Annotated in this window: 13 protein-coding genes; 8 read left to right on the top strand and 5 right to left on the bottom strand. The window is 55.1% G+C overall.

What is annotated here, in order from left to right; translation table 11 throughout:
- Window positions 1-744: 744 nt before the first annotated feature.
- From iolG to iolB, 8 genes are all read left to right on the top strand, one after another.
- A complete protein-coding gene (gene iolG, locus A6301_RS07645; RefSeq protein WP_107169947.1) occupies window positions 745-1,731 on the top strand; it encodes an inositol 2-dehydrogenase in 987 nt (328 codons plus the stop codon).
- 80 nt (window positions 1,732-1,811) lie between these two features.
- Entirely contained in the window at window positions 1,812-2,750 is a 939-nt protein-coding gene (locus tag A6301_RS07640; protein ID WP_234257481.1) for a substrate-binding domain-containing protein, read from the top strand.
- A gap of 72 nt (window positions 2,751-2,822) precedes the next feature.
- Window positions 2,823-4,370 carry a sugar ABC transporter ATP-binding protein gene (locus A6301_RS07635; protein ID WP_234257480.1) on the top strand — a complete coding sequence of 516 codons (1,548 nt, stop codon included), beginning with the start codon at window positions 2,823-2,825 and terminating at the stop codon, window positions 4,368-4,370.
- Window positions 4,371-4,382: 12 nt separating this feature from the next.
- On the top strand, window positions 4,383-5,414 hold the full coding sequence (locus A6301_RS07630; RefSeq protein ID WP_010281439.1) for an ABC transporter permease: 1,032 nt from the start codon (window positions 4,383-4,385) through the stop codon (window positions 5,412-5,414).
- Window positions 5,415-5,453: 39 nt separating this feature from the next.
- Entirely contained in the window at window positions 5,454-6,587 is a 1,134-nt protein-coding gene (locus A6301_RS07625; RefSeq protein ID WP_215483791.1) for a Gfo/Idh/MocA family protein, read from the top strand.
- A gap of 39 nt (window positions 6,588-6,626) precedes the next feature.
- Complete coding sequence (gene iolC / locus A6301_RS07620) at window positions 6,627-8,531, top strand: 5-dehydro-2-deoxygluconokinase (protein ID WP_234257479.1); 1,905 nt, start codon at window positions 6,627-6,629, stop codon at window positions 8,529-8,531.
- Between the two features lie 35 nt (window positions 8,532-8,566).
- Window positions 8,567-9,457 carry a myo-inosose-2 dehydratase gene (iolE, locus tag A6301_RS07615; RefSeq protein ID WP_107169906.1) on the top strand — a complete coding sequence of 297 codons (891 nt, stop codon included), beginning with the start codon at window positions 8,567-8,569 and terminating at the stop codon, window positions 9,455-9,457.
- A 26-nt stretch (window positions 9,458-9,483) separates the two neighbouring features.
- The gene (gene iolB / locus A6301_RS07610) at window positions 9,484-10,320 is read left to right on the top strand and encodes a 5-deoxy-glucuronate isomerase (RefSeq protein WP_234257478.1); all 837 of its coding nucleotides are present in this window, start codon (window positions 9,484-9,486) and stop codon (window positions 10,318-10,320) included.
- A gap of 101 nt (window positions 10,321-10,421) precedes the next feature.
- Here iolB and A6301_RS07605 read toward each other — a convergent pair whose 3' ends face one another.
- The 5 genes from A6301_RS07605 to A6301_RS07585 form a co-directional block, all read right to left on the bottom strand.
- Window positions 10,422-10,742, bottom strand: a complete 321-nt coding sequence (locus tag A6301_RS07605) for a type II toxin-antitoxin system RelE/ParE family toxin (RefSeq protein WP_107169908.1) — start codon at window positions 10,740-10,742, stop codon at window positions 10,422-10,424.
- Window positions 10,742-11,020 carry a type II toxin-antitoxin system ParD family antitoxin gene (locus A6301_RS07600; RefSeq protein WP_010281452.1) on the bottom strand — a complete coding sequence of 93 codons (279 nt, stop codon included), beginning with the start codon at window positions 11,018-11,020 and terminating at the stop codon, window positions 10,742-10,744. Before A6301_RS07600 ends, A6301_RS07605 begins: the two co-directional genes overlap by 1 nt.
- Window positions 11,021-11,097: 77 nt before the next feature.
- On the bottom strand, window positions 11,098-11,787 hold the full coding sequence (locus A6301_RS07595; protein WP_234257477.1) for an ABC transporter ATP-binding protein: 690 nt from the start codon (window positions 11,785-11,787) through the stop codon (window positions 11,098-11,100).
- 21 nt (window positions 11,788-11,808) lie between these two features.
- Window positions 11,809-13,506, bottom strand: a complete 1,698-nt coding sequence (locus A6301_RS07590) for an iron ABC transporter permease (RefSeq protein WP_234257476.1) — start codon at window positions 13,504-13,506, stop codon at window positions 11,809-11,811.
- A complete protein-coding gene (locus A6301_RS07585; RefSeq protein WP_234257475.1) occupies window positions 13,490-14,539 on the bottom strand; it encodes a Fe(3+) ABC transporter substrate-binding protein in 1,050 nt (349 codons plus the stop codon). The genes A6301_RS07590 and A6301_RS07585 overlap by 17 nt, the downstream gene beginning before the upstream one ends.
- Window positions 14,540-14,763 lie beyond the last annotated feature (224 nt).

Here is a 14,763-nt window from a genome sequence, read left to right as displayed (position 1 = left end):
GAAACGTTTACTGATATCAATGCCGATGTAATACATCATGTCCCCCTTTCACTGAAGCCGTCACGCCCGTTCCGCTTGTACATTCAGAGTCAGTGCTCTAGGTAACCGTTCAATGTTAATGCTGGCGTGAAAGGTGAAACAGAGGGTTTTAACTCAATCACAAGGTTTATCTTTGCCGCCCGTTGAAACTCTCTCTGTCCCATGTGGGGATAGCTAATCACCACATGGGATAAGATACAAGCCGCCCTGTGTCGGGCGCGTGCTACGAGGTGGCATGGAATGGCTGTATTGTAGCGCACGAAACGGTCTCTGCATCTGCATAAAATGTGATGAAGAGACAGTCTGTGCAGATGAAGTTTGCGATCTGTAGTGTTGCCTAATCCTTCCCTATACTCCTGAATCAATCTGAAACATCCATTTCATTTTCAAACCGCGGTTTCATTTTTCCCTTCTTTTTACGCCAGCGCCTGAGCGATCCCCCTGATAGGCATGTATACCCCCACAAACGTTCTCACAGGATGTGTGATTGGGGTTGCAGAAAACAGTGAAGATGTCATGAAAATGTTAACTGACGCGCAAAAACATAATTTTCAATTTATACAAAATTGAAATAAATGTTTTATTTTAGCTATCAGGATTTGCGGTAAAAAGTGAGTGATGGGGCTGGAGAGAATGAAATTCACCGTCATCCCGTCACTTTATCAGTCTGGCGTTAAATATCACTCAGGCAGCAAGGGAGAAACTATGTTTAACATCGCTTTACTGGGCGCTGGCCGCATCGGTCAGGTTCATGCAGTGAACATCGCGGCACACAAAGAAACCAACCTGTACGCGGTGGTCGATCCCAACCCAACCAATGCCACGGCGCTGGCAGAACGTTACCATACCAAAGTCCAAACTGTTGATGAGGTCATGAACGATCCGGCCGTGCATGCCGTTCTGATTGCTTCCGCGACTGACACGCACGCTGACCTGATTGAGTTAGCCGCAAAACACGGCAAGGCCATTTTCTGTGAAAAACCGGTACATCTGGATATTGCCCGCGTTCGCGACTGCCTGACCGTTGTCAAACAGCAGAACGTGCCATTGTTTGTGGGCTTCAACCGCCGTTACGACCCACAATTCCGCCGTGTCAAAACGCTGGCAGGTGAAGGCAATATCGGCAAACCGGAATCCCTCCTGATTATCTCTCGCGATCCTTCTCCACCGCCTGCTGAGTACGTCCGCGTTTCCGGCGGTATGTTCCGCGATATGACGATTCATGATTTCGATATGGCACGCTTCATTATGGGCGAAGAGCCGGTGTCGGTCTTTGCACAAGGCAGCAATCTGGTCGATCCGGCGATTGGTGAAGCGGGCGACATCGATACCGCATTTATCGTGCTGAAATTCGCCTCTGGCGCGATGGCGACCATCGTCAACAGCCGCCGTTCCGGCTATGGCTACGATCAGCGCCTCGAGTTGCACGGTGCGAAAGGCGTACTCAGCGCGGGCAATATCCGTGAAAACGTGGTCGAGCAGTGGACCGACGACGGTTGTCTGGCAGCGAAACCTGAATATTTCTTCCTGCAACGTTATCACGCGGCCTATGCAGCGGAGTGGCAGCACTTTGTCGAGGTCTTGCATGGTCGCACGCAGCCGGAGTGCTCCGGTCTGGACGGTGAGCGTGCGCTGAATCTGGCGGATAAAGCCTTTGAATCCCTGGCTCAAGGCAAGGAGGTCGCCGTGTAACCCTATCGGCACACCGCGTGTTACCTGCTTTCAACCCTACACCCATACCCATAACAGAAGCAGATGAAGAGAAAAGACATATGAAAAAGATCATCAGCGTTTCCGCAATCGCCATCGTACTGGGTCTGTCTGGTTTTGCTCAGGCCCAAAATGAACAAATCGTTTTCAGTACGCCGAATCTCGCTATGCCGTTTGAAGTTCACATGCAGCGCACCGCCGTCAAAGCCGCCAAAGAATTGGGCGTGAATTTGCAAGTGTTGGATGGGCAGGGTAGTTCGCCGAAGCAGGCAGCCGATTTAGAAAATGCCATCACGCGTGGTGCACAGGGCTTTGTTGTGTCACCGAATGACGTCAACGCAGTTTCCAGCGCGGTGACCGAAATTCAGGATGCCAAGCTGCCCGTGGTGACGCTGGATCGTTCGGTAAAAACGGAAAAAGCAGTGCCGCACTTTGGTGCCAATAACTATAAAGGCGGTCAGGCGATTGCTGACTATGTCAAAACCAAATTCCCAGATGGTGCAGAGATCATTCTGCTGACCGGTCAACCGGGTTCGTCTTCTAACATCGAGCGTACGCAGGGGATTCGCGACAGCCTGAAAGCGGGTGGCAGCAAATACCACATCGTCGCGGACCAGACGGGGAACTGGATGCGTTCCGAAGGGATGCGCATCGTGGAAAGCGTTTTTCCTTCGCTGCCTAAACGCCCGCAGGTGATCCTCTCTGCGAATGACGACATGGCGCTGGGTGCGATTGAAGCGTTACAGGGGCAGGGGCTGAAACCCGGCGACGTGATGGTGACCGGCTTTGACGCCGTGCCGGAAGCGCTGGCTCGCGTACGCGACGGTTGGCTGGCGGTTACCGCCGATCAGCGTCCAGGCTATGCGGTGACCACTGCGTTAACGCAGTTAACCAATAACATCCGCAGTAAAGCGCCGATCACCGGGGCAGACTACCAACCGACCATGATTACCAAAGATAACCTGAACGATGCCGAGCGCATTGGCGAAGCGGGTAAATAAATCGTTTTCTACGTAATCAATAAAGGTATTCAGCAGGCCGCGTTCGCGCGGCCTTGCGGGAGGAAGGTACGCATGACGGAACCCCTACTGAACATCACCAATCTGGCAAAGAGCTTCTCTGGCGTTTGGGCGCTGAGTAATGCGCAACTGACCGTACAGCCGGGAGAGATTCATGCGCTATTGGGCGAAAATGGCGCGGGTAAATCAACGCTGTTAAAGGCGCTGGCAGGGGCGCAGCCGCAGACCAGCGGCGACATCTGGTTTGGTGGTGAGACGCTGTTACCGCTCGAATCGCCCGTTGAACGCCAAAAGCGGGGGATTATCACCATTTATCAGGAATTTAATCTGCTGCCCAATATGAGCGTGGCGGAAAACATGTTCCTGGGGCGTGAACCTCAGAGCAGTGGGTTATTTGTCGACGCGCTGGCGGTTAATCGCGAGGCGAAAGCGGTACTCGATTACCTGAAATTGAATATTGCGCCGACGACGCAGGTGGCACGTTTGAGCGTGGCGCAGCAGCAGATGGTGGAGATCGCCAGAGCGCTGACGCTGAACGCCAAACTGATTGTGATGGATGAACCATCGGCGGCGCTAAGCGATAGCGAAGTCGATAGCCTGCACCGCGTAGTACGTGAACTAAAAGGTCGCGGCGTGAGCGTGGTGTATGTGACGCACCGACTCCATGAAGTTTTCCAATTATGCGATCGCTTTACCGTGTTTCAGGATGGCCGCTATACCGGTTCTGGGGATGTCGCCAGCACCAACGTGCAGGAAATCATTCGCCTGATGGTGGGGCGTGACGTGGTGTTCAACCGCCGCCCACCTTCCGAGACGCATCATCAGGATAAACCGGTACGGCTAGCGGTAAAGGGCTTAAGCCGGGAAAAACCGCCGCTGGATGCGCACGGTATCGCACTGAAAGATATCAATTTTCAGGTACATGCGGGCGAAGTGCTCGGTATCGCAGGGCTGGTCGGCGCTGGGCGCACGGAAATTGCACGTTGTTTGTTTGGTGCCGACACTTTCTCTACCGGTGAGTTTGTGTTGGATGACGTACCTTATCATCCCTCCACGCCGCTGCATGCGCTGTCGCAGGGCATTGCCCTGGTGCCGGAAGACCGCAAGAAAGAGGGCGCGGTGCTGGGGTTATCTATCAGGGAAAATATCTCGCTCTCCAATCTCTCGTCGCTTATGCGCTGGCGCTGGTTTGTGAACACCCGTAAGGAAGACGATCTGATTGATGCCTACCGTCAGGCGCTGCATATCAAAATGGTGAACAGCGAGCAGGAAGTGCGCAAGCTGTCGGGGGGGAATCAGCAAAAGGTGATTCTTGCCCGCTGTATGGCACTGAACCCCAAGGTATTGATCGTGGATGAACCTACGCGCGGCATTGATGTCGGCACCAAGTCTGAAGTCCATCAGGTGCTGTTCGATATGGCAAAACGGGGCGTCGCTGTGATTGTGATTTCCTCAGACCTGCCGGAAATCATGGCGATTTCAGACCGCATCATCACGCTCAGCGAAGGGCGGATCAGCGGGGAAATTCATGGCGATGACGCCACAGAAGAAAAACTGATGACGATGATGGCCATTTGCCACGACGCATTACACGCAGCATAACGGAGGTGACGCATGTCCCAGCAGCCGCTTTCTAAGAGCATTACGCCGTCCAATCCGCGCGGACGTTTTGACCCGATTGCCTTTTTCGAACGCTTCGGCGTGTTTATTTTCATGATTTTACTGCTGATTTTCTTTCAGTCGCAGAACAGCAACTTTCTGTCCGAACGCAACATCACCAACATCCTGACCGAAGTCTCCATCTACGGCATCATGGCGGTAGGGATGACGTTTGTCATTCTGACCGCCGGGATTGACCTGTCCGTCGGTTCAATTCTGGCGGTATGTGCGATCACCGCTGCATCGGTAATTAAAGGCGACAACTTCACCACTGTCGATCCCGATGCCTGGTACGGCTTGAGCTGGCTGGTTGCGTTGGGCGTCTGTCTGGCAATGGGCACTTTCATTGGCTTTCTGCACGGTTTGGGCGTGACCAAACTGCGCCTGCCGCCGTTCATCGTCACGCTGGGCGGGATGACGATCTGGCGCGGGTTAACGCTGGTGATGAACGACGGCGCACCAATTGCTGGTTTTGACCCCGGCTATCGCTGGTGGGGGCGGGGTGAAATTCTCGGTATTTCGGTACCGATCTGGATCTTTGCGTTGGTCGCTTTGCTGGGCTATCTGGCGTTGCATAAAACCCGCTGGGGTCGCTTCGTTTACGCCATTGGCGGCAATACCGAAGCTGCGCGACTGGCGGGTGTGAATGTGCAGCGTGTACTGGTCAGCGTCTACGTCGTGATTGGCTGTCTGGCCGGACTGGCGGGCTTTATCCTCAGCGCCCGCCTTGGTAGCGCGGAAGCCGTCGCGGGGATCACTTTCGAACTGCGCGTCATCGCCTCGGTGGTGATCGGCGGCACCTCGCTGATGGGCGGCTATGGACGAATCAGCGGCACGATTATCGGCTCGATCATCATGGGTATTCTGATTAACGGGCTGGTGTTGATGAATGTATCGGCTTACTACCAGCAGATTATCACCGGGCTGATCATTGTGCTGGCCGTGGCATTCGATACTTATGCCAAGAGCCGTCGCGGTGCGATTTGATCCGCACCTGTACCCAATCTTTTTTACACCGAGGTGGATATGAAAGAGGTACGCATTGGGTTAATCGGCACCGGCTATATCGGTCGTGCCCATGCCATCGCCTACGCACAGGCGCCGACGGTCTTCCCGCTGAAGGGGCATTTGGTGAAAGCCATGCTGGCGGAAGTGTCGCCTGAACTGGCTGCCAGGCGGGCGCAGGAATTTGGTTTTCAGCGCTCAACGGGGGACTGGCGTGAGCTGGTGGCCGATCCCGACATTGACGTAGTGGATATCTGCGCGCCGAACTTTCTGCATAAGACGATGGCGATGGCGGCTATCCAGCACGGCAAGCATGTTTACTCGGAAAAACCGCTGGCGCTGAATGCGCGTGATGCCAGAGAAATGGTTGATGCGGCGCAGCGGGCGGGCGTGAAAACGCTGGTGGGTTTCAATTACATGAAGAATCCGACTTCGCAACTGGCCAAAGAGATCATCGCCAGCGGCGAAATTGGCGAGGTGGTGCATTTTTACGGTACGCACAATGAGGATTATCTGGCCGATCCGCACAAACCCGCAGACTGGCACTGTTTCAAAGAAACTGCCGGGCTAGGGGCATTGGGGGATCTGGCGGCGCATATCGTCAACATGGCGCAGTATCTGGTGGGCGATATCGCCAGCGTCTGCGGCGATCTACAAACCGTGATTGCACAACGCCCGACGGCACCGGGTAGCAGCGAATTAGTACAGGTCGAAAATGAAGATCAGGCGCATGCCATGGTGCGGTTTGCCAGCGGCGCAAGGGGCGTGATTGAAACCTCGCGAATTGCCTGCGGACGAAAAATGGGTCTGACCTACGTGGTGACTGGCACCAAAGGCACGCTGAGTTTCACGCAGGAACGCATGGCGGAGCTGAAACTCTATCGGCATGACGAACCGGAACATCGGCAGGGGTTTAAAACATTGCTGACCGGGCCACAGCATCCTGATTACGCGGCCTTCTGCGCCAGCGCTGGACACGGTATTGGGTTTAACGATCAGAAAACGGTGGAGGTGCGCGATCTGATTGACGGTATTGCCGCTGACGTTCCGATGTGGCCGGATTTCGAAGAGGGCTGGAAAGTCTCGCGAATTCTGGATGCGATCGTGCTGTCACACGAAGCGGCGCGCTGGGTGAACGTGGACGAGGTGGGCTAATGACGGCTTTTTTACGCGATTTTTACAGGACTGGCTGCTATGAGTAAGGAAAAGACGTTTGATGTGATTTGCATGGGGCGCGTTGCTGTCGATCTGTACGGGCAGCAAATCGGCGCGCGTCTGGAAGACATGGGTAGCTTTGCCAAGTATCTGGGCGGGTCGTCCGGCAACGTGGCTTACGGCACGGCGCGACAGGGGTTGCGTTCTTCTATGCTGGCGCGGGTGGGCGATGAGCATATGGGGCGCTTCCTGCGTGAAGAGTTGAATCAGGTTGGCTGCGACACCAGCCATTTGATTACCGATAAGGAACGCCTGACAGCACTAGTGCTGTTGGGTATCAAGGATCGCGATACCTTTCCGCTGATTTTCTACCGCGACAACTGCGCCGATATGGCGATCTCACCGGAAGATTTCACCGAGGATTACATCGCGTCGTCACGCTGCCTGGCGATTACTGGCACGCATCTCTCTCATCCGAACACGCGTGAAGCGGTGCTAACGGCGCTGCAATACGCGCGGCGTAACGGGGTGAAGACGGCGCTGGATATTGACTACCGCCCGGTGCTGTGGGGGCTGACGTCGCTGGGCGACGGTGAAACCCGCTTTGTTGAAGCGCAGGCGGTCACAGAGCAGTTGCAGCAGGTGCTGTCGCTGTTTGACGTGATTGTCGGCACCGAGGAAGAGTTCCACATTGCGGGCGGCAGTACGGATACCTTGCAGGCGCTGCGTACGGTACGTCAGCACACGCAGGCAGAGCTGGTATGCAAACGTGGAGCATTGGGCTGCTCGGTGTTTAGTGACGCTATCCCTGACCATCTGGATAAAGGCATCACGATCAAAGGCGTTCGCGTGGATGTGCTGAATGTGCTGGGGGCGGGCGATGCGTTTATGTCTGGTCTGCTGCGTGGCTATCTCAACGGCGAAGGTTGGGAGAAAGCCTGCGCGTACGCCAATGCTTGTGGCGCGCTGGTGGTATCACGCCACGGCTGCGCGCCAGCCATGCCAAGCAAGATCGAGTTGGATAACTATTTAGCCCGCGCGGCGAGCGTCCCACGTCCCGATCTGGATGAAGAACTTAACCATCTACATCGCGTTACGACACGGCGTAAACAGTGGCATGAGTTATGCGTGATTGCGTTCGATCACCGCAGTCAACTGGAAGACATGGCGCTGAATTGCGGCACGGAAATCAGCCGTATTCCGGCGCTGAAGAAACTGATTCTACGTGCCAGCTATGAGGCGGCACAGCAAGCGGGGCTGGAGGGCAAAGCAGGTCTGCTGTGTGACGGTACGTTCGGACAGGATGCGCTGAATGACATCACTGGAAAAGGCTGGTGGATCGGCCGACCGATTGAGCTGCCGGGATCGCGCCCGTTAATGATGGAGCGCGGCAATATCGGCTCACAGCTGGTGAGCTGGCCGCTGGAGCACATAGTGAAATGTCTGGTGTTCTTCCACCCAGAAGACGCCCACGCGCTGCGGCGCGAGCAGGAAATGAAGGTGATGGAGGTCTATCAGGCCTGTCGTCAATCCGGTCATGAGCTGCTGCTTGAAGTCATTCTACCTGCGGGGATGCGGCACAGTGATGCACTTTATCTGCGTGCGATTCAACGTTTTTATAACCTCGGCGTGCGTCCCGACTGGTGGAAATTGCCACCGCTGTCTTCCGCAGGATGGGCGCAACTGACACCGCTGCTGGCGCAGCGCGATCCCTACTGTCGAGGGGTGGTGATTCTCGGACTGGATGCGCCGCTGGAAACACTGCAACAAGGCTTTAGCGCCGCTGTGGGTTTCCCGATTGTGAAAGGGTTCGCTGTCGGGCGCACCCTGTTTGCCCAGCCAGCGCAAAAGTGGCTGCGCAATGAGATCGATGACGCGGAATTGATTGAGCAAGTTAAACATAACTACCTGCAACTGATCGCCGTCTGGCGTCAGCGCGGTTAACCCATTTCTATATAATCGAATAAAGGGAAAATAAGATGACTGTTCAACTTGGTATTAATCCACTCACTTGGACCAATGACGATCTGCCTTCTCTGGGAGCAGACACCCCGCTGGAAACCTGTCTGAGCGAAGGGCGGCAGGCGGGGTTCGTTGGTTTTGAATTAGGTAATAAATTCCCGCGTCAGGCCAGCGTGCTGGGACCAATCCTGCAAGCGCACGATCTGCGCTTAGTTTCCGGCTGGTATTCCGGTGAACTGCTGACCCGCTCGGTTGAAGAAGAAATTGAAGCGGTGCAGGGGCATCTGGCATTGCTGCGCGACCTCGGCGCGACGGTACTGGTGTTTGCCGAAGTCACGGGCGCGATTCACGGCGATCAACAAAAACCGGTTCATCTGCGTCCGCGTTTCCCGGAAGAACGCTGGCCGGAATACGGCAAGAAGCTGACTGAATTTGCACGCTACACGCAAAGTCAGGGCGTGCAGATTGCTTACCACCACCATATGGGGACGGTGATTGAAAGCGCGCAGGATGTGGATAATCTGATGGAACACACCGGGCCGGAAGTCGGGCTACTGCTGGATACCGGACACCTGACGTTTGCGGGTGCCGATCCGGTGGCGGTAGCCAAGCGCTGGATTAGCCGTATCAATCACGTTCACTGCAAAGATATCCGTCCAGACGTGCTGAAAGATGTGAAAAACCGTAAGACGAGTTTTTTAGATGCGGTGCTGAGCGGCGTCTTTACCGTGCCAGGAGATGGCTGTGTGGACTATCCGGCGGTGTTTAGCATCCTGAAAGCCCATAACTACAGCGGGTGGCTGGTTGTCGAAGCGGAACAGGATCCTGCCGTCGCACATCCGCTAACCTATGCAACACTGGGCTACAATAATTTGCAACGTTTCGCTCAGCAGGCGGAATTGATCTGATTTGTGGTGCTATAGGAGGCCAAAAGATGTCCCGACTCTTATCACGTCACCGTGCCCCTGACGAACATGGTCGTACGCAGCACATCACGCCGGAAACGGCGGGCTGGCGATACGTGGGGTTCGATGTGTATCAACTGGCTCCAGAACAGGTGTTATCGCTGCCCGCCAGCGATAACGAACGCTGTCTGGTACTGGTCAGCGGTAAAGCTACCGTTGTCACGCCGAGTGAGCTGTTCGAGCAGATTGGCGACCGAATGAGCCCGTTTGAGCGTAGAAAGCCTTATGCGGTTTATGTCACGGCTGGTGAAACGATTACGGTGACGGCACACACCGTGCTGGAGCTGGCAGTATGCGCCGCACCGGGGTTCGGCACGCATCCCACTCGGCTGATCGCGCCGCAGGATATTGACGCCGAGCAGCGTGGTGCCGGCAATAACCAGCGCTACGTGCATAACATTTTGCCGGAAGATAAAGCGGCGGATAGTTTGCTAGTGGTTGAAGTGTACACTGATGAAGGCTGCACTAGCTCTTACCCCAGCCATAAGCATGACGTCGATAATCCGCCGCAGGAAACCTATCTGGAAGAAACCTACTACCATCGGTTGAATCCAGAACAGGGATTCTGCCTGCAACGCGTCTATACCGATGACCGTTCATTAGATGAATGCATGGCGGTATACGATAAGGATGTGGTGCAGGTACCGCGTGGCTACCATCCGGTCGCCACGATTGCGGGTTATGACAGCTACTATCTGAATGTAATGGCAGGCCCTACGCGGCAGTGGCGTTTCACCTGGGAAGCCGATCACCAGTGGATCAACAGCCCTGAGTATGCGGATAAGCACAGGAAGGGCAAAGCGTAGCATACTGACAAACGAACGTGAGAATGGGCAGTGGCTTATAGATAACCTGTAGGTTACTGCCATAATGTACTTGGGAAAGTTAGCTCGCTAATCCAATATATTTAATCAGTTTCATCTGACAGCAGGTCGCTTTCATAATCCTGTCCGCCATGCCAAATGCCCAGAACCGTTACCGTTTGTTTCTCTTTGTCCACCATAAAAGCAATGAGTGTTCGTTTGCTGTGATTAGTGACACGCAGTCCAGGAAAAATATCGTTGCGCTGGTTTCCTCTTTCAGGAAATAACTCAAGCGACTCACAGTAACTGACAATGCTTTCGGTATAGCTGAGTGCAGTTTTGGGTGACGAAACCCTCGCGATGTAGCGGTATAGTGCTGCGAGTTGTTCCTCCGCTTCCGGTGCGAATACGACCCTATAATCCATTACTTTTCTCCGGTCATCTTCCTGAACTCGGCTTTTAATCTGTTCCTCATGTCGCTACTGCTGAGGCTTTCTGTTTCACCGCGTTGCAGCGCGTTCCAGGCGGGAACGACTTGTTCCTGTAACCAATTCTCTACTGCATTGTCGCGTGCAATCAGCGCTCGAAGTCCTTCCCGAATAACCTCACTTTCTGACGCGTATTCACCACTGGCAACTCGTGCTTTCACTTGCGCAGCCATTTCATTTGGCAACGTTATACTCATCTGCTGTGTTGTTCTCATTGTCTACCCCTTCAACATACTGATAGGATTTAATCATACTCATTATTTCCCATATTGTCAGGGGTGAACCACCTGAATCAGGCATCCCGGTTCACCGAAATATTATCGAGTTTTCCTTCTTTCAAATACCCAATGTGGCTAGCCATCAGCTCAGCCTCCTGCTCGCTGTGCGTGACCAGAAGCGCGGTTTGTCCGGCATCGCGTAGGATGTCGCGGACTTCCTGCCCGAGTCGTTTGCGGCTGTCGGGGTCGAGGCTGGATAGCGGTTCGTCGAGCAGTAGCACGGCGGGTTGCGGGGCCAGCGCTCGCGCGAGTGCAATACGTTGCTGTTGTCCGCCGGACATCTCATGCGGATAGCGCTGTGCCAGCGAGACGAGATCGACCAGCCCAAGCATGGCGCGGACGCGCGATTGCTGGAGATCCTTTGGCTGTTTTCTCAGGCCAAAGGCAATGTTCTGCGCAGCGGTCAGATGGGGAAACAGCGCGTAGTCCTGAAACACCATCCCGACATTGCGCTGTTCCGGTGGCAGATGCATGTCTGGACCTGCCACACAGCGTCCGCCGACGTGAATCGTTCCCTGACTCACGTGCTCGAAACCCGCAATCGCGCGTAAAGCCGTGGTTTTACCGCATCCTGATGCGCCCAGCAGACAGGCCAGTTCACCCGCGGCAACTTCCATAGAAAAACCGTTCAGCACGTGATGAACATTATGCTTGTGCCCGTAGGCAACGTGGACATTATTCAGAACGAGTGTAGCCTCAGACACCTTGACTCTTCCTCATGATTTTCATTCTTTCTCAACCGGCGTTTTTAGCTGACTGCGAGCCAGCAGCACAACGGGAAGCGTACCCGCCAGCACGATCAGCAGCGCGGCAATCGCGCCTTCTTCGTACGTACCTCTGGCGGCTTCGGCATAGAGCACGGTCGCCAGCGTTTCGAAATTAACCGGCCGCAGCAGCAGCGTGGCGGGGAGTTCTTTCATCGCGTCGGCAAACACCAGCAGCGCACTGGTCACCAGCGCGGGTCGCAGTAGGGGAAGGTGCACGCGGAAAAAGGTGACGAATTCACTTTCGCCCAGCAGACGCGACGCCTGTTCCATGACGGGGGGAATGCGTGTCAGCCCCGCATCAAGTGCACCTATCCCAATTGCCATAAAGCGAATGGCGCAGCAGACTACCAGCAGAATACCGGCGGAAAGCAGCGGCAATCCCTTGTAGCCTAGCAAGTCGGCGAGGAAATTATCCGTCGCCATACCGGGCGTCAGCATGCCAATCGCCAGTACCGTACCGGGGACGGCATAGCCCAGCGAGGCAATTCTGAGTATCGTGCGGCGGCGTTCCGGTGAACGGTCGGTGATAGCCGAATGACGGGCATACCACGCAATAATCAGGCTAACGAACGTGACAACCAGCGTGACGCCAGCGGCCAGCAGCAGCGAGTTCTGCAACGACTGTATCAGACCCGCGGAGATCGTCACGCTATCGCCCAGTCGTTTCGCGCTTTCCCATGCCAGAAAGAGGGCAGGAGCGATGAAGCCGAGCAGGATAGGCAACGCGGTCACTCCGGTTGCCAACCAGGCGCGAACACCTTTCAGCGGTGCGGGCATGATGCCGCGCATTTGTCGGCTGGTGCCGTAGCGCTGGTTTTTCCGGCCGTAATACTCCAGCGTCAGCAGCAGGATAACGACCGTCAGCATCGTGCAGGCAATCTGTGCCGCGGCGGGTAAATCCGAACGGGTGACCCAGGTGGTGTAAACCGTCACGGTCAGCGTATTCACCCCAAGGAATTCGGAGGCACCAATATCATTCAGCGTTTCCAGCAAGGCCAGACTGGTGCCGACAGCCAACGCGGGGCGTGCCATCGGCAGGGCGACGTGCAGGAAAGTGCCGGTTGCGCTCAATCCTAGCGTGCGTGCGGCTTCCAGCAAGTGTGCTGGCTGGCTGATAAACATCGCGCGCATGGTTAGATAAACGTACGGATAGAGCACCAGACCGAGTAGCAGAATCGCACCCGCCATGGATCGCAGATCCGGTAAGCGGAACTGACGTGGACTGTCGTAGCCCAACACGTTGCGGATCGCTTCCTGAATCGGCCCTATCGGATGCAGCAGATCGAGCCAGGCAAACGCGACAATATAGGTTGGCATCGCCAGCGGTAGCAGCAGCGCCCAGCTAACGAGCTGTCTGCCGGGGAAATCAAACGCGGTTACCAGCCAGGCGCAGCCTGCGCCAATCACCATAACGAGCACGCCGACGCCGACGAGCAGAATGAGCGTATTGAGTGCGGCATCGGGTAGCACGTAGCGCATCAGGTGATCCCAATGGCCAACACCCGCACCAGCCGCTAGCCAAAGCAGGGAAACCAGCGGGGCCAGAACACCGAGTGCAATGATGACGGCAGAGATGCGAAGCGGAGAAAAAAAGAGGCGCGGCCGCCCGAAGGCGCCGCGCAGGGTTGACGAACCGGTCTTATTGATCGAATCCAACTTTATCTACCAACTGACTAGCCTGTTTACGGAATTTAACGATGTCAGTCAGCGGAATGCTATCCACATTCACTTCACCAATCGTGCTGCCGATGGTGGAATCCAGCGTGACACCTTTGCGAACCGGATATTCGTAGTTTGCCTGAGCGTAGATCTGCTGAGCCGGAGCGGAGACCAGATATTCCATCAATTTCACGGCCTGATCTTTATGCGGAGCATGACGTGCAACCGCGGCACCGCTGATATTGACGTGTGTGCCGCCGTTTTCAAATGTAGGCTGAACGACTTTGATGGCATCGCCCCATTTACGGGCATCGGTGCCTTCTTTGGCGTTCTTCATATGGCCGACATAATAAGAGTTCGCCAGACCCACATCGCAGATACCACCGAGGATATCGCGCGCAACGTCGCGGTCACCGCCCGTCGCTTTACGCGCCAGGTTGTCTTTCACTCCGCGCAGCCAGGTTTCGGTTTTGGCTTCACCGTGGTGGGCAATCATCGCGGCAACCAGTGCAGTATTGTAAGGGTGTTGACCCGCACGGATACACACTTTGCCTTTCCATTTCGGATCGGCCAGATTTTCGTAAGTAATGCCGGTCAGCGGCAGTGACTTTTCCGCATAGAGCACGCGAGAGCGCATTGACAGACCAAACCATTGGTTATCTTTGTCGCGCAGCGCCGCCGGGATAGCCTCGGTTAATGTACTGGACTGAATCGGCTGGGTGACACCCGCTTCTACCAGATCGATCAGGTTACCGGCATCAACGGTCATCAGCAGGTCAGCCGGTGAGTTTTGGCCTTCTGCCTTCACACGCTCCAGCATGCCGTCCTTGATGAAGACGGTATTCACTTTAACCGACGTCTCTTTGGTGAACGCATCCAGCAGCGGCTGAATCAGGCCGGGCTCACGCGTGGTATAGAGAGTCAGAGAGTCATCTGCGGCAGCAGCAGGCAGGGCGTAGGCCAGCATTAACGATGAGGCTAGCGTGAGCAGGCGCGCTTTTTTGCGCAGAACAGACAGCGTTTTTGACATGTTATTATCTTCTCCAGAGTGAATGTGATGCGTAAATTAATAAAATAAGGAGATATTTTCGGCAGGTGACAAAAACTATATATGATAATCACTCTTGTTTGCAATCTCATTAATGCATGCGCGTCGTTATCGTGATGGGGGTCAACATCCAGGCTCATCAAGATGGCCTGTTGCCTTATTGGTCTGCGCGTGGGTAAAACAGCGCCAGATGATTATCTTGCGTG

Origin of the sequence: Pectobacterium sp. IFB5596 (assembly GCF_021432585.1) — a bacterium.
Taxonomy (GTDB): domain Bacteria; phylum Pseudomonadota; class Gammaproteobacteria; order Enterobacterales; family Enterobacteriaceae; genus Pectobacterium; species Pectobacterium punjabense.
Note: the sequence above shows the minus strand (reverse complement) of the source record. Positions and strands in the feature narration are given on the sequence as shown.